The organism is Caulobacter sp. AVps18, assembly GCF_058681425.1.
This window is the reverse complement of the sequence record NZ_CM178737.1, coordinates 4354383-4380483: the sequence shown is the minus strand read 5'-3', so window position 1 is coordinate 4380483 and position 26101 is coordinate 4354383. Positions and strand designations below refer to the sequence as shown.

Genomic DNA, 26101 nt, shown 5'->3' with positions numbered 1-26101 from the left:
GGAAGGGCGGGGTTGGTGGTGATGCGGCGGATGATCTAGAGCGCCGCGCTCTGCGGCCTGCTCAGCAGTCACCCCCATCCCCAACCCTTCCCCCATCAAGGGGGAAGGGGGCTCTTATGAGCCCTTCGTTTTGTCCCAGCTCGCATATTCATAGGCGATGCAGCGATCCACCAGCGTCCGCCAGACCGGCTCGGCAATCGCTTCCGACAGACCCGACTCCCGCGCGGCGGCCTTGACCTTGTCCACCACGTCCTCGATCCGGGCGCGGTCGAAGACCTTGCTGCGGTCGGGCTTGATGCGGGCGGCGGCGTCCATATAGCCCTGGCGCTGGGTCAGCAGGGCCACCAGGGCCCGATCCAGGGCGTCGACGCCCTGGCGCACATCGGCCATGGACTGGCAGTCTGCGGGAGCCAGTCGCTCGTCGATCTCTATCGTCGTCTTGGCCATGAAATCTCTAGATACCCGCGCCGTTGTCCAGGGTCAGCAGGGCCGCTTCATGGGCCGCCGCTTCGTCCTTCAGCCAGCCGACGAAGGCCTTCACCTGCGGCAGTCGTCCCTTGGCCTTGGGATGGACGACGTAATAGGCAAAGTCGACGGCCGTGGCCATCTCGAACGGGATCACCAGCCGTCCCGCGTCCAGATCGGCCTGGGCCAGGGTGCGCTTGGCCAGGGCCACGCCCCGGCCGTTGGCGGCGGCTTCGATGACCATGCTGGACTGGTTGAAGCGCGGCCCGCGCGAGCCGTCGATGCTGCGCAGACCGCGCGCCGCCAGCCACATGGCCCAGTCGGGGCAGCTGTCGTCAGCGTCGGGCGAGCCGTCGTGCAGCAGGATGTGGTGCGAGAGATCCTCGGGAGCGACCAGAGGGTTGTCTGCCAGCAGGGTGGGACTGACGACCGGCACCACGGTCTCGCTGAGCAAGCGGATCACCTCCAGCCCGGGATAGCGACCCGAGCCATAGCGAATCGCCAGGTCGACCTCGCCGGCCGCGAAATCGACCACCTCCATGCCGGCCGACAGCCAGACATCGACCTGCGGCTGGGCCTGTTCGAACTTGCCCAGGCGCGGCACCAGCCACTTGGCGGCGAACGAAGGGGCGGCGGTCAGGGTCAGGCGGCGGCCATCGACGGCGGCGGTGAGCAAGCTGGCGGCCTCGGCCAGGCGGTCAAAGGCCTCGCGCAGGGCGGGCAGGGCGGTCTGGGCCGCATCGGTCAGTAAAAGACCCTTGGGCGTGCGCTTGAACAGGGCCGCGCCGACATAGTCTTCCAGGTTCTGGATCTGCTGGCTGACCGCGCCGGGGGTCACCGAAAGCTCGTCGGCGGCGCGGCTGAAGTTCAGATGGCGGGCTGCAGCCTCGAATGCCCGAAGGGCATTCAACGGAGGAAGCCTACGGCGCTCGTTCTGTCTTTCCATGAGTTTTACTGAACGCCTCGGCAGAAGTCCTTGTTTGCGAATTGGACCGCCCGCGACCAGTTTGCAAGGGCTCGCGGGTGGAATGGCCCTTTTCACAGGTGAGCGCGTGCGGGGTCGTTCCTTGGAACGGCCCCGTCTTGCATTCTACGGATTTATCCCGACTGCGTTGATAGAGGTTCTGATACCCAATGTCCCGGCCCACGGTCCGTAACCGCAAGTCTGGCCTCGTCGTTCTCGGCGGGGGCGAGGCCGTGCGCGCGCCGGGCGTGGTGCACCTGGTGGGCGCGGGGCCCGGCGATCCGGACCTGCTGACGATCAAGGCGCTGAAGGCGCTGCAGGCCGCCGACGTCATCGTGCATGACGGGCTGGTCTCCGACGAGATCCTCGATCTGGCCCCCGCCAGCGCCCAGCGCATCAATGTCGCCAAGCGCAAGTCGCGCCATACCCTACCGCAGGACGATATCAACCAGCTGCTGATCGCCCTGGCCCTGGACGGCCAGACCGTCGTGCGCCTGAAGGGCGGCGATCCGTTCCTGTTCGGGCGTGGCGGCGAGGAACTGGCCGCCTGCCGCGAGGCCGGCGTCGTCTGCCATGTCGTTCCCGGGATCACCGCCGCCCTGGCCGCCTCGGCCGGGGCCGGCGCGCCTCTGACCCATCGCGGAAGCGCGCAGGCCGTCACCTTCGTCACCGGTCATGCCGCGCCCCAGGATGGCGTGATGGGCGAGCCGGATCTGGACTGGGCCTCGCTGGCCCGGGCCAACCAGACCGTCGTTGTCTATATGGGCGTCTCGACCGCCGGGCTGATCGCGGGTCGGCTGATCGACGCCGGCCGCGCGGTCTCGACCCCGGCCCTGATCGTAGAGAACGCCAGCCGCGCCGACGAGCGCCGCATCCTGACCACCCTGGCCGGCCTGGCCATCGCCGCCGAGGGCCTGAAGGGCCCCGCGCTGCTGATGGTCGGCGAGGCCATGGCCATGGCCGACGTCGCGCCCGCGCCCGTCGATCTGGTCCTTCCCGTTTCCCTGTTCGAGCGGAGCTCGCGCTCATGAAAGCCATCACCGCCAACCGCCTGCTCGACGGCGAGGTCGTGTTCTGGAAGTCCGGCCAGTGGGTCGAGGCCTTCGGCGACGCCCAGCTGTTCGACAACGACGACGCCGCCGTCGAGGCCGCCGTCGCCACCGGCAAGGGCCAGCCTACCGTCGTGGTCGATGTCTATCCGATCGACCTGACGCCCTCGGAGGGGCGCTGGGCGCCGGTCAGCTACCGCGAGCGCATCCGGGCGCTGGGCCCCACCAACGAACTTGACCACGGCAAGCAGGCCGACGGCGGCGAAGCCATCGAGGCCCTGCGCCACGCGGCCGGCGCGGCCCGCTCGACCGGCCGTGTCGACCTGATCCGCAGGAAGTAAGCGATGTACCAGTACGACATCATCGACCGCGAGTTCCTGACCGACCGCTCCAACGAGTTCCGGGGTCAGGTGCAGCGCCGGCTGGCCGGTGAGCTGACCGAAGACCAGTTCAAGCCCCTGCGGCTGATGAACGGCCTCTATCTGCAACTGCACGCCTATATGCTGCGGGTGGCCATTCCCTATGGCTCGCTCAACGCCGCCCAGCTGCGTCGCCTGGCCTGGATCGCCCGGACCTACGACAAGGGCTACGGCCACATGACCACGCGTCAGAACATCCAGTTCAACTGGGTGAAGCTGAAGGACGCGCCCGATATTCTCGACGCCCTGGCCCAGGTGGACCTGCACGCCATCCAGACCAGCGGCAACTGCATCCGCAACACCACGTCGGACCCCTATGCCGGTGCCACGGCCGAGGAGATCGACGATCCGCGCGTCTGGGCCGAGGTGATCCGTCAGTGGTCGACCCTGCATCCCGAGTTCAGCTATCTGCCGCGCAAGTTCAAGATCGCCATCACCGGCGCGCTCAAGGACCGCACGGCCGCCAAGGTGCATGATATCGGCCTGATGCTGCGCCGGGCCCGGGATGGCTCGCTGGGCTTTGAGGTGATCGTCGGCGGCGGTCAGGGGCGCACGCCCTATGTCGGCCCGACCATCAAGGAGCACCTGCCGGTCGGCCGCCTGCTCAGCTATCTGGAAGCGGTGCTGCGGGTCTATAACCGCCACGGCCGCCGCGACAACATCTACAAGGCGCGCATCAAGATCCTGGTCGCGGCCCTGGGTGCCGAAGAGTTCGGCCGTCAGGTCGAGGAAGAATGGGCCAAGATCGACGCGGCCCGCGCCGACCTGCCCGACCTCGAACTGGCCCGCATCCGCGGTGCCTTCGCCCAGACGTCGTTCGAGGTCCTGCCGGCCGTGTCGGAAGTCTTCGAGGCCGCTCGCGCCACCAGCCCGGCCCTGCAACGCTTTGCCCGCAACAACATCAAGCCGCACAAGAAGAGCGGCTACGCCATCGTCGAGATCTCGCTGAAAGCCCAGGGCCAGACACCGGGCGACGCCACCGCTGACCAGATGGAGCTGATCGCGGATCTCGCCGAGCAGTATGGCCTCAACGACGTGCGGGTGACCCACGCCCAGAACATGGTCCTGCCGCACGTCAAGCTGGACGACGTTCCGGCCGTCCACGCGGCCCTGGCCTCGGCGGGTCTGGCGACGGCCAATATCGACCTGGCCAGCGACATCATCGCCTGCCCGGGCCTGGACTACTGCGCCCTGGCCAATGCCCGCGCCATCGGGGTGGCCCAGGACATCGCCGCCAAGTTCGCCGACGAGGACCACGCCGAAAAGGTGGGCGAGCTGAAGATCAAGATCAGCGGCTGCATCAATGCCTGCGGACACCACCACGTGGCCCACATCGGCATCCTGGGTGTGGATAAGAAGGGCGAGGAATTCTACCAGCTGTCGCTGGGCGGATCGGGCGCGGAAGACGCCTCGATCGGCAAGATCCTCGGCCCGGCGCTGCCCGCCGACAAGGTTGCCGGCGCCATCGACACCCTGGTCGAAGCCTATCTGGGCATCCGCACGGGCGAGGAGCGCTTCCTCGACACCTATCGCCGCGTCGGTCTCGAACCCTTCAAGGAGGCTGTCTATGCCCAGGCTGATTAAGCTGACGGGCGGCGTCGCCGCCTTCGCCGACGACAGCTTCGTCAATGTCACCGACGAGGACGCGATCCCGGAAACGGGCGACGTGATCCTGTCCCTGACCCGCTTCCAGGCCGAGGGCGACGCCTTGCTGTCGTCTAACAGCCGCAAGGTCGGGGTGCGCATCGAGTCCAACGAGGAGGTCGAGGCCCTGGCCTATGACCTGCCGCGCCTGGCCGTGGTGGCGGTGGCCTTCCCCAAGTTCCGCGACGGTCGCGCCTACACGTCGGCCCGCCTGCTGCGCGAGCGACTGGGCTTTACCGGCGAGGTGAGGGCGGTGGGCGATGTGTTGCAGGAGCAGCTGGGCTTCATGCTCCGCTGCGGCTTTGACGGGTTCGAACCGGCCGATGCGACGACGCCCGAGATCCTGACCAAGGCCGCCGGCCGCTTCCGCCATGTCTATCAGCGCGCCGCCGACGATCGCGCCGTGGCCTATGAGGAAAGACTAGGGTGATGGCGTACGACCAGACCGATGCGACGGTCCTGTCGGGTAGCGCGGGCCTGGCTGCACGGCTGGACGCCGACCTGCGCGACGCCCATCCCCTGACCATCCTGCGCACGGCCTTTGAGACCTTCGGTAACAAGCTGGCCCTGGTCTCGTCATTCGGGGCGGAATCGGCCGTGCTGCTGCACCTGGCCGCGCGGGTGTCGCCTGACATCAGCGTGCTGTTCCTCGACACCGGCATGCTGTTTGGCCAGACCCTGGACTACCGCAAGCAGTTGGCCGCCCGGCTGGGCCTGACCGATGTGCGCGACCTGCGCCCGGCCTTCGCCGACCTGGCCGTCAAGGATCCCAAGTCCGACCTCTGGCGCACCAACGTCGACGGCTGCTGCCATATCCGCAAGGTGCTGCCGCTGGACCGCGCCCTTGGCGGCTTCGAGGGCTGGATCACCGGCCGCAAGCGCTTTCACGGCGCCGATCGCCTGAGCCTTGCCGTGGTCGAAGAAGCTGACGGCAAGATCAAGTTCAACCCGCTGGCCAACTGGTCCAAGGCCGAACTCGACGCCTATGTCGCCGAATATGACCTGCCGGCTCATCCGCTGGTGGCCCAGGGCTTCCCGTCAGTCGGCTGCTGGCCCTGCACCAAGCCCGCCGAAGAGGGCGAAGACGTCCGCGCCGGTCGCTGGGCGGGCCAGGACAAGACCGAGTGCGGCATCCACGTCGCCCGGGCTCCGGGTGTCGCGCCGAATGTGGGCGGTGATATCTAACCCTCTGCGGAGGCGTTCTCTAGAGCAGCAAGGTCGCCGGCAGCGATCAGCGGTGCCAGGCGGGTGATCTTCGCGATCGGCCAGTCCCACCAGGCCAGGGCCAGCAGGCGTTCGATTTCCGCTTCCGAGCGCCGCATGCGGATCACGCGGGCCGGATTGCCGCCCACGATCGCATAGGGCGGCACGTCGCTGGTCACGACGGACCGCGCCGCGATCACCGCGCCGGACCCGATCTTGACCCCCGGCGTCAGGACGGCACCCTGGCCGATCCAGACGTCGTGACCCACGACAAGGTCGCCCTTGTTGGGCCAATGGTCCGGCAGGGCGGTTTCCCATCCCTGGCCGAAGATGCCGAACGGAAAGCTCGACAGGGTTTCCGTGTGATGATTGCCGCCGTTCAGCATGAAGGTCGCGCCCGACGCGATCGCGCAGAACTTTCCGATCACCAGGCGGTCGCCGATGAAGGGGAAGGCGTAGAGAACGTTCTTCTCGAACCCCTCAGGGTCGTGGTCATCGTGGTAATAGGTGAACTCGCCAATCTCGATCTGCGGATTGCTGACCACAGGCTTGAGAAAGACCATGGTCGGCGCGGCGGGTATCGGGAAACGGGCGGAAGGGTCGGGGCCGTTCGTCATAGGAAATGCTCTTGCAGGCGCGATTTACGGATAGTCCGAGGTTTGGACGCGCGCCCCCGTCACCCGCTGCGGAGCCAGCCGGTATCCAACAGGCGATGTGAACCGCAGGTCCGGGCCCTATTGCGGCGGGCAGCCCTTGAACTCGCCGACCTTGGTCACCGACAGGGTCGAGAGGTTGAGGGCCCGCAACGGCGCCATCGAAGACGCGCCATGGCCGCTGAACAGGTCCAGCTTCAGGCCCTTGATCGCGCCGCCGATGTCCGAGGCGTACCAGTAGCCGTCGTGGGTGGAGCCGTCGGGCATGGGCAGGCCGACGGTTTCCTTGATGAACAGCACCGTGCGGCGCGGGATCACCTTGGGGTCGACGGCGACGGTGCGCATGGCCGCCACCTTGCAGCCCAGGGAGTCCAGGCCGCGAATGCCCTTGGCACCGGCGTGGTACAGGGTGGCCCGCATCTTCCATTCCAGGCTGCCGGGTAGAGTCCCCGTCAGGGCCCCTGCGATCAGGTCGCCGAGAGGGTCTGGCTGCGCGGCGGATTCGGAGTCGGAAGCGAAGGCGGGGAGGGCGGTGGACATGGCCAAGATGGCCAATAGTCCGGCGAGCGTGCGACGCATCGAGGGAATCCTCTTATCGGCGTATCTGTCGGGCAGGATCTGGATAGGCCGATCACGGGTCTGTGACAACCCACTGGAGGTATAGCTGTGGCTTTACGCATCTTTGGCGATACGAAATCGGGCAACTGCCTGAAGGTCAAATGGGCGGCGCAACGCCTGGGCCTGGCTTTCGACTGGGTCGAGATCGACATCCTGAAGTCACAGTCGCGGACCCCGGAGTTCCTCGCCCTGAACCCCGCCGGCCAGGTGCCCATGGTGGTTCTGGACGACGGCCGGCCGCTGGCCCAGTCCAACGCCATCCTGCTGCATCTGGCGCAGGGCTCAGACCTGATCCCGGCCGACGCCTATGACCGCGCCAAGGTGCTGGAATGGCTGTTCTGGGAGCAGTACAGCCACGAGCCCTATGTGGCCGTGGCCCGCTTCCAGATGGCCTATCTGGGCAAGCCGCGCGAGGCCCTGGATGCCAAGCTGGTCGAGCGGGGCGCCGCAGCCCTGGCCCGGCTCGAAACCCAGCTTTCCACCACGCCCTATCTGGTGGGGCAAAGCCTCACTCTGGCGGATATTGCGCTGGTGGCTTACACCCGGGTCGCCGATGAGGGCGGTTTCGATCTAGCGCTGTATCCGGCCGTCCAGGCCTGGATCGGGCGGGTGGACGCCGACCTTGGCCTGTCCTGAGTTGAAAAGTGCGGAGTTTCGCATGTCGCGTCTGTCGTCCAGCCTGAAAGTCCTCGCCCTCGCCGCCGCCCTGGCCGCGCCGGCCCAGTCGGCCCTGGCCTGGGGCGCTTCGGGCCACCGGCTGGTCGGCGTGCTGGGCGCGCGCAGCCTGCCCGCCGACGTTCCGGCCTTCCTGCGCACCGAAAGCGCCATCGCCGCGATCGGCGAATATGCCCGCGAGCCCGACCGCTGGAAGGGCTCGGGCAAGGTCCACGACCACGACCGCGACTCGGCCCACTTCCTGGACATCGACGATGAAGGCCGGATGTATGGCGGGCCGATGTTCACCGTGGCGACCATCCCGGCCACGCGCGCCGACTATGAGACCGCCCTGCGCGCCGTCGGGGTCGACAGCTGGAAGGCCGGCTATCTGAACTACGCCTTGATCGACGGCTACCAGCAGCTGGTGAAGGACTTCACCTACTGGCGCGTGTTGACGGCGGCCCTGAAGATCGAGAAGGACCCGACCCGGCTGGCCTATTACACAGCCGACCTGAAGCGTCGCGAAGAGCTGCTGCTGCGCGACCTTGGCGTCTGGGCCCACTATGTCGGCGACGCCAGCCAGCCCCTGCACCTGTCGGTCCACTATAACGGCTGGGGCGACTATCCCAATCCCAACGGCTACACCCAGTCGCGCGCCATCCATGGCAGCTTCGAGGGACCGCTGGCCAAGGCGGTGGGCGACCCGGTCCAGGTGGCCGCCCTGATGCCGGCCTATACCGACTGCGCCTGCTCGGTAGAGACCCGCGTGGTGGGCTATCTGACGCAAACCTGGAAGCTGACCGAGCCGCTCTATGCCCTGGAAAAGGCCGGCGCCCTGGTCGAGACCGACCCGCGCGGCCGGGCCTTTGTGCAAAAGCAACTGGCGGTCGGCGCGGCGGCCCTGCGCGATCTGGTGACGGATGCCTGGAAGGCCAGCGCCGACGGCAAGATCGGCTATCGCCCCGAGATCACCGTGGCCGACGTCGAAAGCGGCAAGGCCGATCCCTGGAATGACCTGTACGGCAAGGACTGACCGGGTGCTCGCCTTCGGCAAGGCTGTTGCGGGGCTCGACTATCTGGAGCGGCCCGCCGCCTTCGGCGTGGTCGAGAACGCGGCGGGCCAGATCGCCCTGGTGCAGGTGGAAAAGCCCGGCCAGCCGCCCTATTTTGACCTGCCGGGCGGGGCGGTCGATCCCGGCGAGACCGAACCCCAGGCCGTGGTCCGCGAGTTTGGCGAAGAGACCGGTCTTGTGGTCGAGGTCGAGCGCCTGATCGTCGAGGTCTCGCAACTGTTCCTCAAGTCGAACGGCGCGCCGGTGCGAAACGTCGGCGGCGTGCATGTGGCCCGCGCGGTGGGCACCCAGCCCGCCCTGAAAGTCGAGGACGACCACACCCTGGTCTGGCTGGACCCGCGCGACGCCGTCGTCGCCCTGCGCCACGATGCCCACGCCTGGGCGGTCGCAGCCTGGATGCGGCAGGGGTAGCGCCTTACTCGCCCCCACCTGACCGCTGCGCGGTCGTCCGCCCCCATAGGGGGCGGATGCCGTCATCTTCTCCCGTTGGGGGAGGAGGATGCGTAGCATCCGGAGGGGGCTGGAGCGGCAGGTCGATCCCGAGCGTATTTCGAAAAATCAACCGACCGTCAGCGTCGCCGTATCGATCCGCTGCTCGATCTTCACCGCGCCTTTTTCGTCATGGACCCTGACCGTGGCCACCGGCGCGGCACCGCTCCAGTCGATCTCGATCATCCCGAAATTGCGCTCGCGCACCACGGGCGAGACCCGCAGGGCGTTGGGCGTCACGACGGGCCAGACCTCGGTCAGGCCCGACGAGGTGATGTCCCAGATCGGGTAGGGGACATTGGTGTCCAGCCGCGAGACCTCGGCATAGTGGGTGTCGCCGCTGATGCAGATCAGGCGTTCGGCCTTTTGGCGGCGGATCGCTGCGATCAGGCGCTCATGGTCGCGAGCATAGTTGATCCAGCTCTCCCAGCCGGCGAAGTCGGCCAGCACCTGCAGGCTGGAACCGAAGATGCGCAGGTCGGCGGGCTGGGCCAGTTGCTGCTCCAGCCAGGTCCATTGCGGCTCGCCGATCATGGTGGCCGTCAGGTCGGGAATGCGGTCATAGGGGCCGGGCGTCTCCTTGCCCGACAGGCCGGACGCCACGGCAAAGGCCTTGTAGCCGCCCTTGAAGGTCTTCTCGACCAGCGGCGTGCGGTTCCAGCGCAGGTCGGGCAGGATGATCTGCACCCTCTGGCCCTGGGGGCCAAACACATAGGCGGCATAGACCCCGTCGCGGGTGCGGCGCACGGACTCGGCCGGCTCGCCCCAGAAGTCGCAGAACTGGCGGCGGCTCTCGGCCTTCATCGGATAGTCGGTGCCGGCGTCGTTCTCGCCGAAATCATGATCGTCCCAGATCGCCACGACCGGAACCGTGTCGCGCAGCCGCTTGAAATGCGGCTTGGCGGCCAGGGTGGCGTACTTGGCCGCCATCACCTTGGGGTCGCGGGTGTCGGCATAGATGTTGTCGCCCAGGAAGACGAACAGATCGGGCTTGGCGGCGAAGATCGCCTCCCAGATCGGCTGATCCTTGTCCTGCTTGGCGCACGAGCCAAACGCGATGCGGGTCAGGGTCTTGTCGAGCGCCGGATGCGGCGCGTCGAGGACAGCGGCGCTCACGGCGGGGGCGACGGCCAGGGCGGCGGCCGACAGTCCAAGGGCCGAGCGGCGGGAGAGATCGGTCATGGACGCATCCACAAAAAAGCCCTTCCCCCTTGATGGGGGAAGGGTTGGGTTGGGGGTGTATTGCGGGATTGAAGGGTGACGCGCCGTGTATTGTCCAGCGCCGCGTCACCCCCATCCCCGGCCCTTCCCCCATCAAGGGGGAAGGGGGCTTTGCTAGAACGCCTTCTTCACCGAGACGAAGAATTGACGCGGCGGGGCGGTCAGGACCGTCTGGCCCGTACCGGCGGCGTCGCTGTTGCTAAAGCCGCCCGAACCGATGGTCGAAACATAGTCTTCATCGGACAGGTTGGTGATGTTGGCCTGGATTTCCAGGCCCTTGGTCCAGGCGTTGTCGTCACCGAAGCGATAGCCCAGGGTCAGGTCAGCCACCGTGGTCGAGGGTGCCAGGCCGCCGATGTTCTCGTAGGTGTAGTAACGCTCGCCGGTATAGGCCAGGCCCAGCTTGCTGTAGAAGCCGCCCTGATCGAACGAGATCTCGCCCTTGAAGATGTTCTTGGGCGTGTTGACGACGGTCTTGTCCTTGGTGCGGGCCCGAACCGTGCCGTCAGCGGCCACGACGTCGTCCTTGTACTGCGAGTCATTGTACGAGTACGAGGCGTAGACGCTCCAGGCGTCGGTCAGATCATAGGTGCCGGCCAGTTCGATACCGTTGGTCTCAACCGAGCCGACGTTCGACAGCACCGGGGCATTGCCCTGGATGCTCGAGCCCTGGGCAATAGCCAGCAGGCGGTTTTCGAAGGTCACGTGATAGACCGCCGCGACGCCCTGGAAGCGGTCGTTGCGATAGCGCAGGCCGCCTTCAAAGGTCTTGGAGTTTTCAGGTTCCAGGGTCTGGGCGATGTAGTTGACGCGATCCTGGTTCTGCGAGGCGAACGGACCGGCCGTGGCGGCCGAGACATAGGCGGCCATGTTTTCGGTATAGCCACCGAACACTTCGACGTCAGGCGTGGCTTTGTAGACAAAGCCGATCTGCGGCAGGAAGCTGTCCTTGCTTTCGATCGTGCCGGCCAGCGGGTTGCCCTCGATGCGGGTGACGCTGTTCTCAACCTTGATGGCCTTGAAGCCGAAATTGACCTTCAGGGCGTCATTGACCGTCCAGGCGTCCGAGACATAGCCCGTGGTGGTCTTGGTTTCGAACTTGTACTGCCACTGCGTGAAGAACGGGTTGGACTGGAAGTCCAGCGGATCGCGCGACGGGGCGGCGGCGGTTTCGGCGTAGAAGCGGCGAGCCTGGTTGAAGTCGTTCTTCTCGGTCCAGAAGCCGGTGGTGACTTCGTGGGTGCCCAGGTCGATGGTCAGGCCGCCGATCAGGCCCTTGCGGTCCATGTCGTACTCGGTGGTGCGGATCGACAGCGGGGCGGCGGTCGAGCCGGCCGTGCCGTAGCCGGGGCTGGGCACGTAGGGCGTGTACCACAGGCCCTGGCCTTCATTGGTGTGGCCATAGGCGGTAGCGTTCAGCTTGACCATGTCGTTGATCGGCAGGTTCAGGCTGGCACCGTAGAGATTGTCGTCACGGATGCCGGCACCGGCATAGTAGGCGTCGTCAACGCACTTGACCGGGGCGGGGAAGGGGTTGCTGCCCGTGCCGGTGTAGCAGCCATTGCCGTCCAGACGCGCCGAACCGGTCGTGTAGTTGGCCGGGTTCAGATAGGCGGCGGCGGTCGCGACAGCCGCGCTCCAGTTGGGCTGGAAGTTGTCCCAGTCGCGGCCCAGGCGCTTGATCATGTCGAACGACAGATCCTGGTAGTCCTGTTCGCGGCGTTCCGAGCGATTGTAGAACGCGGTCAGGTTGCCTTCGCCCAGGGGCAGAACGGCCTTGATTTCGTACTGGCGCTGCTTTTGCTCGCCGCCGCCCTTCCACTTGTCGGTGCTCTGGTCAGCGACCGAGACATAGCCGCGCAGGCCACCGAGGGCCTCGATCGCGCCGGTGTCGACGCGGCCGAACAGGCGGTACATGTTGTTCGAACCGGCCGTCACATTGGTCTGGGCGCCGAAGGCTTCCGACGGGTTGCGCGAGAAGAAGGCCAGCGTGCCGCCGAGGTTGCTGGTCGAGGCGGTGCTCAGGGCGCCGGCGCCCTGGGCCAGCTCGAGACGGCCGATGTTTTCGCTGGTGATGGCGCGGCTGATGTGCAGGCCGTTGTGGTTGCCATAGCTCATGTCGCCCAGCGGGATGCCGTCGAGCGTGAAGCCCAGCTGGTTCTGGTTGAAGCCGCGGATCGAGATGCGGGTCGACCATTCATAGGAGCCGAAGGCGTCCGACGACTGGAAGGTCACGCCCGGCAGCTTGTCGATCGCCTTCAGCGGGCTGGTGCCGGCGGCTTCCAGCGAGATGGCGTCGTCCTTCAGGGTCTGGACCTGGCGGCTCTGGCCCTGGCCGATGACGATGACGGCGTCGACTGCGGTGCTGTCGGCAGGCGCAGCGGGTGCGGTTTCGGCGGCCAGCGAAGGCGCGGCGGCCAGAAGGAGGAGGGCGGCCGAAGCGGCACCCAGCATCAGATGGTGTTTCATGGTCTTATCCCCTTGCCGACCTCGCGGGAGCTGGGCCGGATTGGGGTCCGGGTAACAGGGCTCGGTAACCGTAAGGCGACGTTTCTGCGTCGGGTTTCAGACAGATGGGCGACGGATTGATGACGCCCGCTGGCGATGCGCGCGTTGCGTGCAGGCGGCCCGGAGCGGAGGCGAGCCGTCTGGCTGCAGGGCCCGGCATGGCGTTCCGGTGACCGAAGACACCCGCCGACATTGCGCAAAGCGCCCCCGGGGGCTATTTCAGCGCCCGTCCTCCCCCGAACTTCGACAGCGAGATGAACGCCCCCATGGCCCAGCAGTATATTTTCCAGATGCAAGGCCTGACCAAGGCGTTCCCGGGCGGCAAGAAGATCTTCGAGAACATCTGGCTGTCGTTCTATTCCGACGCCAAGATCGGCGTCGTCGGCGTCAACGGTTCGGGTAAGTCGACCCTGCTGAAGATCATGGCCGGCCTGGACGACCAGTTCTCGGGCGAGGCCAAGGCTGCCGAGGGCATCCGCCGGGGCTACCTGCCGCAGGAGCCGGTGCTGGACCCGTCGCTGGACGTCTGGGGCAATGTCATCGCCGACTGCGAGGACAAGCAGATCTTCGACCGCTACAACGCGGCCGCCAACCAGCTCGGCGAGGAATATTCCGACGAGCTGATGGAGGAGATGACCAAGCTCCAGGAGATCATCGACGCCCGCGACCTGTGGGACATCGACTCCAAGGTCGAGATGGCCATCGACGCCCTGCGCTGCCCGCCCAACGACGCCAATATCGAAGCCCTGTCGGGCGGTGAAAAGCGCCGCATCGCCCTGGCCCGCCTGCTGCTCAGCAAGCCTGACATCATGCTGCTGGACGAACCCACCAACCACCTGGACGCCGAGTCGGTGGCCTGGCTGCAGCACCACCTGGAAAACTTCCCGGGCTGCGTGATCCTGGTCACCCACGATCGCTACTTCCTGGATCAGGTCACCAAGTGGACGCTGGAACTCGATCGCGGCAAGGGCGTGCCCTATGAGGGCAACTACTCCGGCTGGCTGGAGCAGAAGACCAAGCGCGTCGTGCAGGAGCAGTCTGAGTCCGACAGCCGCCAGCGCGCCCTGACCCGAGAGCTGGAGTGGGTGCGGTCCAGCCCCAAGGCCCGTCAGTCCAAGTCCAAGGCCCGTCTGGCGAGCTACGAGGAAATGGTCGCCGCGCAGGAAAACGCCCGCGCCGCCCAGACCCAGGCCCACATCCAGATCCCGCCCGGCCCGCGCCTGGGCAATCTGGTGCTGGAGGTCGAGGGCCTGGAAAAGGAATATGGCGACAAGGTGCTGTTCAAGGACCTATCGTTCCGCCTGCCGCCCAACGGCATTGTCGGCGTCATCGGCCCCAACGGCGCCGGCAAGTCGACCCTGTTCAAGCTGATCACCGGCCGCGAACAGCCCGACAACGGCACGGTCAAGGTCGGCGAGACGGTCAAGCTCTCGTACGTGGACCAGTCGCGCGACGCGCTCGATCCCAACAAGACCATCTGGGAAGAGGTTTCGGGCGGCACTGACGTGATGATCGTCGGCAAGCGCGAAATCAACAGCCGCGCTTACGTGGGCAGCTTCAACTTCAAGGGCGCCGACCAGCAGAAGAAGGTTGGTTTGCTGTCAGGCGGTGAGCGCAACCGCGTCCACCTGGCCAAGACCCTGGCCACCGGCGGCAACCTGCTGCTGCTCGACGAACCGACCAACGACCTGGACATCGAAACCCTGCAGGCGCTGGAAGAGGCGCTGGAAGAGTTCGCCGGCTGCGCCGTGGTCATCTCCCACGATCGCTGGTTCCTCGACCGCCTGGCCACCCACATCCTGGCCTTCGAGGGCGACAGCCACGTCGAATGGTTCGAAGGAAACTTCGAGATGTACGAAGAAGACAAGAAGCGCCGCCTGGGGGCGGATAGCCTCATTCCCAAGCGCATCAAGTTCCAGAAGTTCGCGCGCTGATTTCAGCGCGCGAACCCCGGCCTTCGAGCCGGGGTCCAGCCAAAGACTCTCGCCGGCGGATCGCGGTCAGGCCAGCTTGGCCTCCAGCTCTGCGATCCGCCGGCGGGTGATGGCCAGATCGTTTCGCCATTCCGCGTTGCTGGGATCCTTTGTCGCGAGCCTCCCCGCGATCAGCAAGCTATCTTGGTAACGGATCAGTGCGGCCGAGGGGGCACCTATAGCGTCATCAAGGTCGCCGAGCCTTTCATAGTTGATCGACAGGTCGCGCTGCCACTGCGTATTGCTGCGATCGCGTTCCGCGAGGGCTTCTGCGATCGCCAAGCTGTCCTGGAAAGCCTGGCGGGCGGCTGGCAGGTCACCCTCTTGGCGGGCCACGTCGCCGAGCTTGTTGTAGCTGATCGACAGGTCGTGTTGCCACTCCGTGTTGCTGTGGTCGCGTTCTGCGAGGGCCCTTCTGATCTCCAGGCTGTCCTGGAAAGCCTTGCGGGCGGCGGACAGGTCGCCCTCCTGTCGGGCCACGTCGCCGAGCTTGTTGTAGCTGATCGACAGGTCGCGCTGCCACTCCGTGTTGCTACGGTCGCGTTCGGCGAGCGCTTTTGCGATCGTCAGGCTGTCCTGGAAAGCCTTGCGGGCGGCTAGCAGGTCGCCCTCCCGGCGAGCCACGTCGCCGAGCCTATCGTAGCTGATCGACAGGTCGCGCTGCCACTGCGTGTTGCTAGGGCCGCGTTCGGCGTGGGCCTTTGCGATCGTCAGGCTGTCCTGGAAAGCCATCCGGGCGGCGGCCAGGTCGCCCTCCCGGCGAGCCACGTCGCCGAGATTGTCGTAGCTGATCGATAGGTCGCGCTGCCACTCCGTGTTGCTGGGGTCGCGTTCGGCGAGGGTTTTTCTGATCGTCAGGCTGTCCTGGAAAGCCTTGCGGGCAGCGGGCAGGTCGCCCTCCTGGCGGGCCACGTCGCCGAGCTTGTTGTAGCTGATCGACAGGTCACGCTGCCACTGCGCGTTGCTGGGGTCGCGTTCGGCGAGGGCCTTTCTGATCTCCATGCTGTCCTGGAAAGCCTTGTGGGCGGCGGGCAGATCGCCCTTCTGGCGGGCCACGTCGCCGAGCTTGTTGTAGCTGATCGACAGGTCGCGCAGCCACTGCGTGTTGCTGCGGTCGCGTTTGGCAAGGTCCTTTGCGATCTGCAGACTGTCCTGGAAAGCCTTGCGGGCAGAGGGCAGGTCGCCCTCACGGCGAGCCACGTCGCCGAGCCTCTCATAGCTGATCGACAGGTCACGCTGCCATTGCGTGTTGCTGCGGTCGCGTTCGGCGAGGGCTTCTGCGATCGTCAGGCTGTCCTGGAAAGCCTTGCGGGCGGCGGGCAGGTCGCCCTCCCGGCGAGCCACGTCGCCGAGCTTGTTGTAGCTGATTGACAGGTCGCGCTGCCACTCCGTGTTGCTGGGGTCGCGTTCGGCGAGGGCCTTTGCGGTCTTCAGGCTGTCCTGGAAAGCCTTGCGGGCGGCGGGAAGGTCGCCCTGTGCAGCTAGCACGTCACCAAGATCGTTAAGCGCGCAACCGCGATCCCGTTCGTCGGCAGAGCGGGCTATCGCCATCCGAGCTGCCCTATTGGCCGCCGCGAGATCTCCGTGCGCAGTGTGAAGACGGCTAAGATAGATGTGGTTCCAGACGTCCGCAGGATCCAGCCGCGCAGCTTCCTCATAGGCCGCCAGCGCTTCGGCGACATTGACGCCATAGGCCAGGGCACCGAGGCGCCGCCACTTTTCGGCGAGGGCCCGGCTGGTCGCACGTTCGGCGGACTGGGCGTCGGCCCGCAGAGCCGCGAAGCCCTCCTCGACCCGGCCGTCGGCGATCAGGCGCGCCGCAGCCTGTTCGGCCGCGCTGCCTTCGGTGAGGATTTCGCGAGCGGCTTGGTCGATGGCGGCTTCGGACTGCGGCGACGGCGCGGGCGCACCTGGTCCCTGGTGGGCGGTGAGCGAAGCCTTGATGTCCGCCAGTTCACGGGCCATGTCAGCCATGGCCTGATGCGTTTGGCCGTCCCGGAGAGCGCTGGCCGCGCCTTCGCTCCGCACAACAGACGTGATCGCTGTTTCAGCTAGGATGACCTGGCTTCTAATCCTTGCTTCGGCTCTACCTGCGGCCTTGGAAAAGAACACCTGGAAGATCGACAGTCCCAGGCCCGCCGCGCTGGCGAGCGCGCTGACCATCACCGCCGCAGCGTTGCCGGGATTGGCGGCCATCCAGCCCAGCCACATGGGAAAATAGAGCAGGTCAGGCGGTCGATCCGGGCTGACATAGACGACGGCACTGGCTGCGCAGCCGCCGACGAGGAAGAGGGCCAGGAAAACCCCCGCCCGTTCTAGCGCGCCGATGATCCGCGCCTTGATAAGGTTTGGTCGTGCCACGTCTCGCCCCAAGATATGAGCGGACGATGGTACTCACCGCATGCGGGAAGTCTAGGCGGGGCACCACAGTTAGGCCCCTCCGTGCCATCCGGCGTTCACAGCTTGACCATCGAGCGGGAAACTCATCGGAAGTTCGTTGAAGGCCGCCCACCAGTAGCCGATGGCAGCCCGGCTGCAACTGGAGTAGCTTGCTCTCACAAGATCGAGGCGTGATCGGGCATGGCGCCGGGATCGAGCCGAGATCGGGCCAGGATGGAGTCGCCGGATGCCGCAAACCCCCACCGACAAACCCGACATCCTGATCTCGCACGAGATGCTGATGCCGCTGCAGCCCCTGCTGGAAGGTGCCTATACGGTGCATCGGCTGTGGGACTATCCCGATCCCCTGGCCTTTCTGGAGGGGCCGGGCCAGTCGGTGCGCGCCATCGTCCATGCCGGCGAGATGGTCCTGGGCAAGGACATGCTGTCGGAAATGCCCCGCCTGGGCCTGATCGCCTGCGTCAGCGTCGGCTATGACGGCGTTGACGTGCTCTGGTGCAAGGGGCGCGGCATTTCCGTCACGCACTCCACGGGGCTCAATGCCGGTGACGTGGCCGACCATGCGGTGGGGCTGATGCTGGCGGCGTGGCGGGGCATTGTCGAGGGCGATCACCGCCTGCGGGCCGGGCGGTGGAGCCATGCCGAGCGCATGGCACCCCGCCATGGCCTGCGCAGCCGCAAGGTGGGTATCGTCGGTCTGGGCCATATCGGCGAGGCGGTGGCCCGTCGCTGCGAGGCCTTTGAGATGAAGGTCGCCTGGTGGGCCCCGCGTCCCAAGGAAACCGACCGGCCCCGCGCCGAGAGCCTGATGGCCCTGGCCCGCGACAGCGACGTGCTGGTGGTCTGCGCCCGTCCCGACGACACCAACCGGCACATGATCAGTCAGGCGGTGATCGAGGCCCTTGGGCCGCAGGGCCTGCTGGTCAATGTGGCGCGCGGCTCGCTGGTCGACGAGGACGCCCTGATCGCCGCCCTCAAGGACGGCCGCTTGGGCATGGCGGCGCTGGATGTCTTCGAGCAGGAACCGACCCTGCCGGCGCGCTGGGAGGGCGTGCCCCGCACGGTGCTGACGCCGCACCTGGCTGGCGCGACACTGGACAGCATCCCGGCCATGGTCGGGCTGACGATCGAGAACCTGCGCTGCTATTTCAACGGCGAGCCGCTGGCCTCGCCGGTAGGAGGCTGAGGCATGGCCAGGGTTCTGGGTCTGGGCGGGGTGTTCTTCAAGGCGGCCGACCCCGCGGCCATCAACGCTTGGTACGATCGGGTGCTGGGCTTTCCGATCAGTGACTGGGGCGGGGCGGTTTTTGATCACCCTGCCGTCGGCAAGACCAACTGGGCACCGTTCAAGGCCGATACCGACTATTTCGCGCCGTCGGACGCGGCCTTCATGGTGAACTTCATCGTCGATGACCTGGACGGCGTACTGGCGCGGGCCGCTTCGGAGGGGGCCCAGCCCACCGGCCGTCAGGACGACGAGGCGATGGGGCGCTTTGCCTGGCTGATCGATCCGGCCGGGGTCAAGATCGAGCTCTGGCAGCCTGTTGAGGGCCCTCCCGGGGCATAGGTTTGTCGCCGTTGTGACGAAAATCGACTTGCCAAATCGGACATAAAGATATCTTTATGTCCCTATGAGGCTATCGGCTGAACAGGTTGTCGAGGTGTTGCGCGCGGCGGGGGAGTCTACCCGTCTGCGGCTTCTGGCGCTGCTGTCGCGGGAAGAACTCTCGGTGCTTGAGTTGTGCCGTATTCTCGACCAGAGCCAGCCGCGCGTCTCGCGTCATCTGAAGCTGCTGGCCGAGGCCGAGCTGGTCGAACGGTTCCCGGACGGGGCCTGGGTGTTCTATCGCCTGGCCGGCAAGTCGCTGGGCCGTCATCTCGTCAGCCAGGCGCTGGGCCTGATCGACGAGGCCGATCCGGCGGTGCGGGCCGACGCTGAAAAGCTGAATGCCGTGCGGGCCGAGCGCTCGACCGGAGCCCAGGCCTATTTCGCCCGCAACGCCGCGCGCTGGAACGAGATCCGCTCGCTCTATGTCGACGAGGCCGAGGTCGAGGCCGCCATCCTGCGCGCGGCGGGCGATGGGCCCTTCGACGAACTGGTCGATCTGGGCGCCGGGGCAGGGCGGATGCTGACCCTGCTGGGCGGCCGGGCGGGCAACGCCCTGGGGCTGGACCTGTCGCAGCAGATGCTCAACATCGCTCGCGACGAGGTGGCCAAGGCCGGCTTGGCGCAGTGCGAACTGCGCCACGGCGACATCTTCGCCACCGGCCTGCCGGGCGGCTGCGCCGATCTGGTGACCGTGCATCAGGTGCTGCACTATCTGGGCGATCCGGCCGCCGCCGTGGCCGAGGCCGCGCGCCTGGTGGCCCCCGGCGGCCTGCTGCTGATCGCCGACTTCGCCCCGCACGACCACGAGTTCCTGCGCGAGGCCCACCAGCATCGCCGGCTGGGCTTTGCCGATTCCGAGATCATCCCCTGGCTGGAGGCCGCAGGCCTTGGCCTGGAAAGCAACATCGCCCTGCCGCCGTCTTCGTCGCAGGGCTTGACCGTGAAGATCTGGACGGCGCGCCGTTCGGCAGAGCGGTCCGCGCAAAGGAGCGCCGCATGACTCTTCCGCCCCTTTCGCGCCGGGTGATCGGCCCCGTGGCCCGCGCCGGCGAGCGCGGCCAAAGCCAGGCCGGCGGCCGCCCGCGCGTCTCGTTCGAGTTCTTTCCGCCCAAGACCCCGGCGATGGAAGAAAGCCTGTGGCAGGCCATCACCCGCCTGGCGCCGCTGGACCCGGCCTTTGTCTCGGTGACCTACGGCGCCGGTGGCTCGACCCGCGAGCGCACGCACCGCACCGTCAAGCGCATCCTGGATGAGACCAGCCTCAAGCCCGCAGCCCACCTGACCTGCGTCGGTGCCAGCCGCGAAGAGGTCGACGAGGTGATCCGCGAATATTGGGAGACTGGCGTTCGCCACATCGTCTCGCTGCGCGGTGATCCTCCGCCGACCGAGGGCGGTATCGGCGGGGTCTATGTGCCGCGCGCCGACGGCTATGCCAACGCCACCGAACTGACCCGCGCCCTGCGGGGGATCGCGCCGTTCGAGGTGCTGGTCGGCGTCTATCCCGAAAAGCATCCCGAAAGTCCGTCGATCGAGCACGACATCGACGTGCTGAAGGCCAAGATCGATGCCGGAGCGACCCTGGGCATCAGCCAGTTCTTCTTCGACATCGACGCCTTCTTGCGCTTCGTCGACAAGGTTCGCGCCGCCGGGATCACCATTCCGATCCTGCCCGGGATCATGCCGGTGACCAATTTCAAGGGCCTGCAGAAGATGTCGGCCGCTTGCGGTACGGCCATCCCGTCCTGGCTGAGTAATCTGTTCGACGGTCTGGATAACGATGCCGAGACCCGCCGCCTGATCGCCTGCTCGGTCGCCACCGAGATGTGCGCCAAGCTGCAGGAGCAGGGCTTCGAGGACTTCCACTTCTACACCCTCAACCGCGCCGATCTGGTCTATGCCATCTGCCGGGTTCTGGGCGTGCGCGAGCAGGAAACCGCGCCGTCGGAGGCCGCGGCATGAAGGTCCTGGCGCTGATCCTTTGCGGCGTGCTGTCGCTGGCCGGCGTCAACGCCGCACGCGCGGACGACTGGCCGCCGGCTGCCTGGAGCGCGCCCAGCAAGCCTTATCGTATTGTCGGCAATGTCTATTATGTCGGCTCGCAGGGGCTTTCGTCCTACTTGATTACCTCGTCGGAAGGTCACGTCCTGCTGGACGCAGGCATGTCGGCGCAGGGCGCCAAGCTGGTCGAGAGCAATATCGTGGCCCTTGGCTTCAAGCTCTCGGACGTCAAGATCCTGATCAACAGCCATGCCCACTATGACCATGCCGGCGGCCTGGCCCAGATGAAGGCCGATACCGGCGCCAGGCTCTATGCCTCGTCGCTGGACAAGCCGGCCCTGGAGGCGGGCCGCCACTTCGGCGACAACGAGAACGGCCTGACGCCGTTCCCGGCCGTGAAGGTGGATCGCACCATTGGCGACGGCCAGAAGATCAAGCTGGGCGAGACCACCCTGACCGCGCACCTGACGCCAGGCCACACCATCGGCGGCACCACCTGGACGATGTCGGTGAACGAGCGCGGCCGTCCCCTGAACGTGATGTTCTTCAACTCGGTGTCGGTCGCCGGCAACGCCCTGGTCGGGAACAAGACCTATCCGAAGATCGTCGCCGACTATCGCGCCACCTTCGCCAAGCTGAAGGCGATGCGGGCCGACGTGTTCCTGCCGGTCCACCCCGAGCAGGGCGATCTCGTTGCCAAGCGCCAGCGGGTGCTTAAGGGCGACAACAACGCCTTCATCGACCCGACCGACCTTGGCCGCTTCGTCGCCGCCTCTGAGGCCGCGTTCAACAAAGAGCTGGCGCGCCAGCAGGGAGCGGCCAAATGACCGACCTTACCCTCCGCAGCAACCGCATCGCCGCCCTCAAGGCCGCTGCCAAGGAGCGTGTGCTGATCCTCGACGGCTCCTGGGGCGTGATGTTCCAGAAGAAGAAGCTGTCGGAGGCCGACTACCGCGCCGAGCGCTTCGCCGACTACGAAGGCCAGATGAAGGGCAATAACGACATTCTGTGCCTGACCCGGCCCGATCTGGTGGCCGAGCTGCACGACGCCTATTTCGCGGCCGGCGCCGACATTTCCGAGACCAACACCTTTTCGGGCACCACCATCGCCCAGGCCGACTATCGGCTGGGCGAGCAGGACGTCTGGGACATCAATTACGAAGGCGCGCGCATCGGCCGCGCCGTCGCCGACCGCTGGAATGCGCAGAACCCGGCGCGGCCCAAGTTCATCGCCGGCTCGATCGGGCCGCTGAATGTGATGCTGTCGATGTCTTCGGACGTCAACGATCCGGGCGCGCGCAAGGTGACCTTTGACCAGGTCTATGCGGCCTATCGCCAGCAGATCTCGGCCCTGTACGAGGGCGGGGTTGACCTGTTCCTGATCGAGACCATCACCGATACCCTCAACTGCAAGGCCGCGATCAAGGCGATCCTGGACCTGCGCGACGAGGGCCATGAAGAGCTGCCGATCTGGATCAGCGGCACCATCACCGACCGCTCGGGCCGCACCCTGTCGGGCCAGACGGCGGAGGCCTTCTGGAACAGCGTCAAGCACTGCAAGCCTTTCGCCGTGGGCTTTAACTGCGCCCTGGGCGCCGACCTGATGCGCCCCCACATCGCCGAGATGGCCCGCATCGCCGACACGCTTGTCGCCGCCTATCCCAATGCCGGCCTGCCCAACGCGATGGGCGAGTATGACGAGGAGCCGCACCAGACCGGCCACGCCCTGCACCACTGGGCGACGGATGGCCTGGTCAACATCCTGGGCGGCTGCTGCGGCACCACGCCCGACCACATCCGCCACGTGGCCGAGGCCGTCGCCGGGGTTACCCCGCGTCAGATCCCCGAGCGTCCCAAGGCCATGCGGCTGGCGGGCCTTGAACCCTTCGAACTGGTGGGCTGACCATGAGCGCCTGGGCTCCCGGACCCTTCGACAACGAAGAAGCCGCTGACTTCATCGAGGACCTGACCGAGGCACCCGACTGGCGCATGGTGTTGACGCTGATGGAGCACGCCGCCGGCGTCTCCGGCTATCTGGAAGAGGCCGAGGCTGAACTGGCCGTGGCCGCCGCTGCGGTGGTCGCCTCGTGCGTCGGCACCGGCTCGGTGCTGCCCGACAGCCATGCCGATCTGAAGGCGACGATGGGCAAGCCGCCGGAAGGCGCTGCCAACTTGGCCCGCAAGGCCCTGGCCCGCGTGGTCGGTCCCGCCTCGGAACTCGACGAACTCTGGCAGGAGGGCGAGGACCACGACGCGTGGCTGACCCAGATCGCCGGGCTGCAGAGCCTGCTGGGCGGTAAGTCGTGAGGCTGGCGCTCGGGCTCTCCACCGCTCATCCCCGCGAAAGCGGGGATCCAGGCGGCGTGTCCAATGCGCGCGCGGCTAGCTCAGCTTGGGTCCCCGCTTTCGCGGGGATGAACGGATTTAAAAAACCTTCTGCCGCAAGGGGAGAAGGAAACATCGCTATGTCTGGAATCTGAAATGCGTCCCGTCTTCGTAAACATCGGTGAGCGCACCAACGTCACCGGCTCGGCCAAGTTCAAGAAGCTGGTGGTCGAGGGCAATTACGGCGAAGCCCTGTCGGTGGCCCGCCAGCAGGTTGAGGCCGGCGCCCAGGTCATCGACGTCAACATGGACGAGGGCCTGCTCGACTCCAAGCTGGCCATGGTCACCTACCTGAACCTGATGGCGGCCGAGCCCGACATCGCGCGGGTGCCGGTGATGATCGACAGCTCCAAGTGGGAGGTGATCGAGGCCGGCCTGAAGTGCGTGCAGGGCAAGGCCATCGTCAATTCGATCTCCATGAAGGAGGGCGAAGAGAAGTTCATCGAACAGGCCAAGCTGTGCCTGCGCTATGGCGCGGCCGTGGTGGTGATGGCCTTCGACGAAGTGGGGCAGGCCGACACCGCCGCCCGCAAGATCGAGATCTGCGAAAAGGCCTATCGCATCCTGGTCGACAAGGTGGGCTTCCCGCCGGAAGACATCATCTTCGACCCCAACATCTTCGCCGTGGCGACCGGGATCGAGGAGCACGACAACTACGCCGTCGACTTCATCGAGGGCACCCGCGAGATCAAGAAGCGTTGCCCCTATGCCCGGATCTCGGGCGGGGTGTCGAACGTCTCGTTCAGCTTCCGGGGCAACGAGCCGGTGCGCCGGGCCATCCACTCGGTGTTCCTGTACCACGCCATCGCGGCGGGCATGGACATGGGCATCGTCAATGCCGGCGACCTGCCGGTCTATGACACCCTGGATCCCGAACTGCGCGAAGCCGTCGAGGACGTGATCCTCAACCGCCCGCAGCGCACAAACGTGTCCAATACCGAGCGGCTGGTCGATCTGGCCCCGCGCTACAAGGGCGACAAGAGCCAGGTCCAAACCGCCAATCTGGAATGGCGCAAGGGCAGCGTGAACGAACGCATCACCCACGCCCTGGTCAACGGCATCACCGAGTTCATCAACGAAGACACCGAAGAGGCGCGGCTGTCGGTCGAGCGGCCGCTGCATGTCATCGAAGGCCACCTGATGGACGGCATGAACGTGGTCGGCGACCTGTTCGGCTCGGGCAAGATGTTCCTGCCGCAGGTGGTGAAATCCGCGCGCGTCATGAAGCAGGCCGTGGCCTGGCTTGAGCCGTTCATGGAGGCCGAAAAGGCCGGCAAGCCTCGGGAACAGGCCGGCCGCATCCTGATGGCCACGGTCAAGGGCGACGTCCACGACATCGGCAAGAATATCGTCGGCGTGGTGCTGCAGTGTAACAATTACGAAGTCATCGACCTGGGCGTGATGGTCCCGGCCGACCGCATCCTGGATGAGGCCCGCAAGCATAACGTCGACATGATCGGCCTGTCGGGCCTGATCACGCCGTCGCTGGACGAGATGGTGTTCGTGGCCTCGGAGATGGAGCGCCAGGGCTTCACCATCCCGCTGCTGATCGGCGGTGCCACCACCAGCCGCACCCACACGGCAGTCAAGATCGAGCCGGCCTATCACAAGGGCTCGACCACCTATGTGCTCGACGCCAGCCGCGCCGTGGGCGTGGTCTCGGGGCTGCTGTCGGCCAGCGAGCGCGACCGTCTGCAGGCCGAGACCCGCACCGAATATGTCCGCATCCGCGAGCAATATGCGCGGGGTCTGACCGCAAAGGCCCGCACCGGCATCGCCGAAGCTCGCCAGAAGAAGTTCGCCATCGACTGGGAGGGCTACACGCCGCCCAAGCCGGCCTTCATCGGCACCCGCACCTTCGAGCCGACCCTGGCCGAGCTGGTCCCGTTCATCGACTGGTCACCGTTCTTCGCCAGCTGGGAGCTGATCGGCCGCTTCCCGCAGATCCTGGAAGACGACGTGGTCGGGCAGGCCGCCACCGAGCTCTATGCCGAAGCCCGCGAGATGCTCGACAAGGTGGTCGCTGAAAAGTGGTTCGGGGCCAAGGGCGTGATCGGCTTCTGGCCGGCCCAGGCCCAGGGCGACGACATCGTTCTCTATACGGACGATACCCGCACGGTTGAGCTCTCGCGCCTGCACACCCTGCGCCAGCAGATGGACAAGGGGGCCGGAAAGACCAATGCCGCCTTGTCAGACTTCGTCGCGCCGATCGGGCAGGGGCCCGACTATATCGGCGCCTTCGCCGTCACCGCCGGCCATGGCGAGGACGAGATCGTCAAACGCTTCAAGGACGCTGGCGACGACTACAGCGCCATCATGGGCTCGGCCCTGGCCGACCGCCTGGCCGAAGCCTTCGCCGAGTGGCTGCACTACAAGGCTCGCGTCGAGCTGTGGGGCTATGCGCCTGACGAAGCGGCCGACGCCGACGTGATGATCGCCGAAAAGTACCAGGGCATCCGCCCGGCCCCCGGCTATCCGGCCCAGCCCGACCACACCGAAAAGGGCACGCTGTTCACCTTGCTCGACGCCACCGAGCAGACCGGCATGATCCTGACCGAAAGCTACGCCATGAGCCCCGGCGCAGCGGTCTCAGGCCTCTATTTCAGCCACCCCAAGTCGCACTACTTCGGCGTCGGCAAGGTGGATCTGGACCAGGTCGAGGACTATGCGGCCCGCAAGGGCTGGGACCTGGCCAAGGCCGAGAAGTGGCTGGCGCCGATCCTGAACTATGACCCGAATGCGAGGGCGCGCGAGGCGGCGGCTTAGAGGGAGC

Annotated in this window: 24 protein-coding genes; 17 read left to right on the top strand and 7 right to left on the bottom strand. The window is 66.5% G+C overall.

Annotated features, from left to right (window positions below):
- Nucleotides 1–114: 114 nt before the first annotated feature.
- A complete protein-coding gene (locus tag ACW179_RS19950) occupies nucleotides 115–447 on the bottom strand; it encodes a chorismate mutase (protein WP_492061380.1) in 333 nt (110 codons plus the stop codon).
- A gap of 7 nt (nucleotides 448–454) precedes the next feature.
- Complete coding sequence (gene gcvA, locus ACW179_RS19945) at nucleotides 455–1411, bottom strand: transcriptional regulator GcvA (protein WP_492061378.1); 957 nt, start codon at nucleotides 1409–1411, stop codon at nucleotides 455–457.
- 188 nt (nucleotides 1412–1599) lie between these two features.
- On the opposite strand from gcvA, the gene cobA reads away from it, so the two are divergent.
- From cobA to ACW179_RS19920, 5 genes are read left to right on the top strand one after another with little or no spacing between them, the layout of a single operon-like run.
- Nucleotides 1600–2460 (top strand): uroporphyrinogen-III C-methyltransferase, encoded by an 861-nt coding sequence (gene cobA / locus ACW179_RS19940; protein ID WP_492061377.1) that lies wholly within the window; start codon nucleotides 1600–1602, stop codon nucleotides 2458–2460.
- Entirely contained in the window at nucleotides 2457–2819 is a 363-nt protein-coding gene (locus ACW179_RS19935) for a DUF2849 domain-containing protein (RefSeq protein WP_492061375.1), read from the top strand. Before cobA ends, ACW179_RS19935 begins: the two co-directional genes overlap by 4 nt.
- 3 nt (nucleotides 2820–2822) lie before the next feature.
- On the top strand, nucleotides 2823–4481 hold the full coding sequence (locus ACW179_RS19930) for a nitrite/sulfite reductase (RefSeq protein WP_492061373.1): 1659 nt from the start codon (nucleotides 2823–2825) through the stop codon (nucleotides 4479–4481).
- On the top strand, nucleotides 4465–4971 hold the full coding sequence (locus ACW179_RS19925; protein WP_492061371.1) for a DUF934 domain-containing protein: 507 nt from the start codon (nucleotides 4465–4467) through the stop codon (nucleotides 4969–4971). Before ACW179_RS19930 ends, ACW179_RS19925 begins: the two co-directional genes overlap by 17 nt.
- A complete protein-coding gene (locus tag ACW179_RS19920) occupies nucleotides 4971–5726 on the top strand; it encodes a phosphoadenylyl-sulfate reductase (RefSeq protein WP_492061369.1) in 756 nt (251 codons plus the stop codon). The genes ACW179_RS19925 and ACW179_RS19920 overlap by 1 nt, the downstream gene beginning before the upstream one ends.
- Here ACW179_RS19920 and ACW179_RS19915 read toward each other — a convergent pair.
- Together ACW179_RS19915 and ACW179_RS19910 are read right to left on the bottom strand one after the other, a co-directional pair.
- Entirely contained in the window at nucleotides 5723–6361 is a 639-nt protein-coding gene (locus tag ACW179_RS19915; RefSeq protein WP_492061367.1) for a CatB-related O-acetyltransferase, read from the bottom strand. The genes ACW179_RS19920 and ACW179_RS19915 overlap by 4 nt on opposite strands.
- A 117-nt stretch (nucleotides 6362–6478) precedes the next feature.
- The gene (locus ACW179_RS19910) at nucleotides 6479–6976 is read right to left on the bottom strand and encodes a 3D domain-containing protein (RefSeq protein ID WP_492061365.1); all 498 of its coding nucleotides are present in this window, start codon (nucleotides 6974–6976) and stop codon (nucleotides 6479–6481) included.
- 87 nt (nucleotides 6977–7063) lie between these two features.
- Here ACW179_RS19910 and ACW179_RS19905 point away from each other — a divergent pair, with 87 nt between their 5' ends.
- The 3 genes from ACW179_RS19905 to ACW179_RS19895 are packed head-to-tail and all read left to right on the top strand — an operon-like array spanning nucleotide 7064 to nucleotide 9156.
- Complete coding sequence (locus tag ACW179_RS19905) at nucleotides 7064–7651, top strand: glutathione S-transferase family protein (RefSeq protein ID WP_492061363.1); 588 nt, start codon at nucleotides 7064–7066, stop codon at nucleotides 7649–7651.
- Between the two features lie 22 nt (nucleotides 7652–7673).
- Complete coding sequence (locus ACW179_RS19900) at nucleotides 7674–8705, top strand: phospholipase C/P1 nuclease family protein (protein ID WP_492061361.1); 1032 nt, start codon at nucleotides 7674–7676, stop codon at nucleotides 8703–8705.
- A 4-nt stretch (nucleotides 8706–8709) separates the two neighbouring features.
- Nucleotides 8710–9156, top strand: a complete 447-nt coding sequence (locus tag ACW179_RS19895) for an NUDIX domain-containing protein (protein WP_492061359.1) — start codon at nucleotides 8710–8712, stop codon at nucleotides 9154–9156.
- Nucleotides 9157–9303: 147 nt separating this feature from the next.
- On the opposite strand, the gene ACW179_RS19890 is transcribed toward ACW179_RS19895, so the two are convergent.
- Together ACW179_RS19890 and ACW179_RS19885 are read right to left on the bottom strand one after the other, a co-directional pair.
- Nucleotides 9304–10416 (bottom strand): alkaline phosphatase D family protein, encoded by a 1113-nt coding sequence (locus ACW179_RS19890; RefSeq protein ID WP_492061357.1) that lies wholly within the window; start codon nucleotides 10414–10416, stop codon nucleotides 9304–9306.
- A gap of 153 nt (nucleotides 10417–10569) precedes the next feature.
- A complete protein-coding gene (locus tag ACW179_RS19885) occupies nucleotides 10570–12924 on the bottom strand; it encodes a TonB-dependent receptor (RefSeq protein WP_492061355.1) in 2355 nt (784 codons plus the stop codon).
- A gap of 305 nt (nucleotides 12925–13229) precedes the next feature.
- Between ACW179_RS19885 and ettA the strand changes: the two genes are divergently transcribed.
- Nucleotides 13230–14897: an energy-dependent translational throttle protein EttA gene (gene ettA, locus ACW179_RS19880; RefSeq protein ID WP_492061353.1), complete on the top strand. Its 1668-nt coding sequence runs from the start codon at nucleotides 13230–13232 to the stop codon at nucleotides 14895–14897.
- 66 nt (nucleotides 14898–14963) lie between these two features.
- Here the strand turns inward: ettA and ACW179_RS19875 are convergent, their stop codons facing one another.
- Nucleotides 14964–17297: a tetratricopeptide repeat protein gene (locus ACW179_RS19875; protein WP_492061351.1), complete on the bottom strand. Its 2334-nt coding sequence runs from the start codon at nucleotides 17295–17297 to the stop codon at nucleotides 14964–14966.
- Nucleotides 17298–17562: 265 nt separating this feature from the next.
- Here ACW179_RS19875 and ACW179_RS19870 point away from each other — a divergent pair, with 265 nt between their 5' ends.
- The 8 genes from ACW179_RS19870 (at nucleotide 17563) to metH (ending at nucleotide 26094) form a co-directional block, all read left to right on the top strand.
- Nucleotides 17563–18522: a 2-hydroxyacid dehydrogenase gene (locus ACW179_RS19870; RefSeq protein ID WP_492061350.1), complete on the top strand. Its 960-nt coding sequence runs from the start codon at nucleotides 17563–17565 to the stop codon at nucleotides 18520–18522.
- 3 nt (nucleotides 18523–18525) lie between these two features.
- Complete coding sequence (locus ACW179_RS19865) at nucleotides 18526–18903, top strand: VOC family protein (RefSeq protein ID WP_492061348.1); 378 nt, start codon at nucleotides 18526–18528, stop codon at nucleotides 18901–18903.
- A 64-nt stretch (nucleotides 18904–18967) separates the two neighbouring features.
- Entirely contained in the window at nucleotides 18968–19945 is a 978-nt protein-coding gene (locus ACW179_RS19860; RefSeq protein ID WP_492061346.1) for an ArsR/SmtB family transcription factor, read from the top strand.
- On the top strand, nucleotides 19942–20904 hold the full coding sequence (gene metF, locus ACW179_RS19855; RefSeq protein ID WP_492061344.1) for a methylenetetrahydrofolate reductase [NAD(P)H]: 963 nt from the start codon (nucleotides 19942–19944) through the stop codon (nucleotides 20902–20904). Before ACW179_RS19860 ends, metF begins: the two co-directional genes overlap by 4 nt.
- On the top strand, nucleotides 20901–21770 hold the full coding sequence (bla, locus tag ACW179_RS19850; protein ID WP_492061342.1) for a subclass B3 metallo-beta-lactamase: 870 nt from the start codon (nucleotides 20901–20903) through the stop codon (nucleotides 21768–21770). Before metF ends, bla begins: the two co-directional genes overlap by 4 nt.
- Nucleotides 21767–22846, top strand: a complete 1080-nt coding sequence (locus ACW179_RS19845; RefSeq protein ID WP_492061340.1) for a homocysteine S-methyltransferase family protein — start codon at nucleotides 21767–21769, stop codon at nucleotides 22844–22846. Before bla ends, ACW179_RS19845 begins: the two co-directional genes overlap by 4 nt.
- Nucleotides 22847–22848: 2 nt before the next feature.
- Nucleotides 22849–23250 (top strand): DUF4259 domain-containing protein, encoded by a 402-nt coding sequence (locus tag ACW179_RS19840; RefSeq protein ID WP_492061338.1) that lies wholly within the window; start codon nucleotides 22849–22851, stop codon nucleotides 23248–23250.
- 162 nt (nucleotides 23251–23412) lie between these two features.
- The gene (metH, locus tag ACW179_RS19835) at nucleotides 23413–26094 is read left to right on the top strand and encodes a methionine synthase (RefSeq protein ID WP_492064360.1); all 2682 of its coding nucleotides are present in this window, start codon (nucleotides 23413–23415) and stop codon (nucleotides 26092–26094) included.
- Nucleotides 26095–26101: the final 7 nt, after the last annotated feature.

Coding starts and splice junctions, on each gene's coding strand:
- ACW179_RS19950 (WP_492061380.1), bottom strand. CDS start 447: ATGGCCAAGACGACGATAGAGATCGACGAGCGACTGGCTCCCGCAGAC.
- gcvA (WP_492061378.1), bottom strand. CDS start 1,411: ATGGAAAGACAGAACGAGCGCCGTAGGCTTCCTCCGTTGAATGCCCTT.
- cobA (WP_492061377.1), top strand. CDS start 1,600: ATGTCCCGGCCCACGGTCCGTAACCGCAAGTCTGGCCTCGTCGTTCTC.
- ACW179_RS19935 (WP_492061375.1), top strand. CDS start 2,457: ATGAAAGCCATCACCGCCAACCGCCTGCTCGACGGCGAGGTCGTGTTC.
- ACW179_RS19930 (WP_492061373.1), top strand. CDS start 2,823: ATGTACCAGTACGACATCATCGACCGCGAGTTCCTGACCGACCGCTCC.
- ACW179_RS19925 (WP_492061371.1), top strand. CDS start 4,465: ATGCCCAGGCTGATTAAGCTGACGGGCGGCGTCGCCGCCTTCGCCGAC.
- ACW179_RS19920 (WP_492061369.1), top strand. CDS start 4,971: ATGGCGTACGACCAGACCGATGCGACGGTCCTGTCGGGTAGCGCGGGC.
- ACW179_RS19915 (WP_492061367.1), bottom strand. CDS start 6,361: ATGACGAACGGCCCCGACCCTTCCGCCCGTTTCCCGATACCCGCCGCG.
- ACW179_RS19910 (WP_492061365.1), bottom strand. CDS start 6,976: ATGCGTCGCACGCTCGCCGGACTATTGGCCATCTTGGCCATGTCCACC.
- ACW179_RS19900 (WP_492061361.1), top strand. CDS start 7,674: ATGTCGCGTCTGTCGTCCAGCCTGAAAGTCCTCGCCCTCGCCGCCGCC.
- ACW179_RS19890 (WP_492061357.1), bottom strand. CDS start 10,416: ATGACCGATCTCTCCCGCCGCTCGGCCCTTGGACTGTCGGCCGCCGCC.
- ACW179_RS19885 (WP_492061355.1), bottom strand. CDS start 12,924: ATGAAACACCATCTGATGCTGGGTGCCGCTTCGGCCGCCCTCCTCCTT.
- ettA (WP_492061353.1), top strand. CDS start 13,230: ATGGCCCAGCAGTATATTTTCCAGATGCAAGGCCTGACCAAGGCGTTC.
- ACW179_RS19870 (WP_492061350.1), top strand. CDS start 17,563: ATGCCGCAAACCCCCACCGACAAACCCGACATCCTGATCTCGCACGAG.
- ACW179_RS19865 (WP_492061348.1), top strand. CDS start 18,526: ATGGCCAGGGTTCTGGGTCTGGGCGGGGTGTTCTTCAAGGCGGCCGAC.
- ACW179_RS19860 (WP_492061346.1), top strand. CDS start 18,968: ATGAGGCTATCGGCTGAACAGGTTGTCGAGGTGTTGCGCGCGGCGGGG.
- metF (WP_492061344.1), top strand. CDS start 19,942: ATGACTCTTCCGCCCCTTTCGCGCCGGGTGATCGGCCCCGTGGCCCGC.
- bla (WP_492061342.1), top strand. CDS start 20,901: ATGAAGGTCCTGGCGCTGATCCTTTGCGGCGTGCTGTCGCTGGCCGGC.
- ACW179_RS19845 (WP_492061340.1), top strand. CDS start 21,767: ATGACCGACCTTACCCTCCGCAGCAACCGCATCGCCGCCCTCAAGGCC.
- ACW179_RS19840 (WP_492061338.1), top strand. CDS start 22,849: ATGAGCGCCTGGGCTCCCGGACCCTTCGACAACGAAGAAGCCGCTGAC.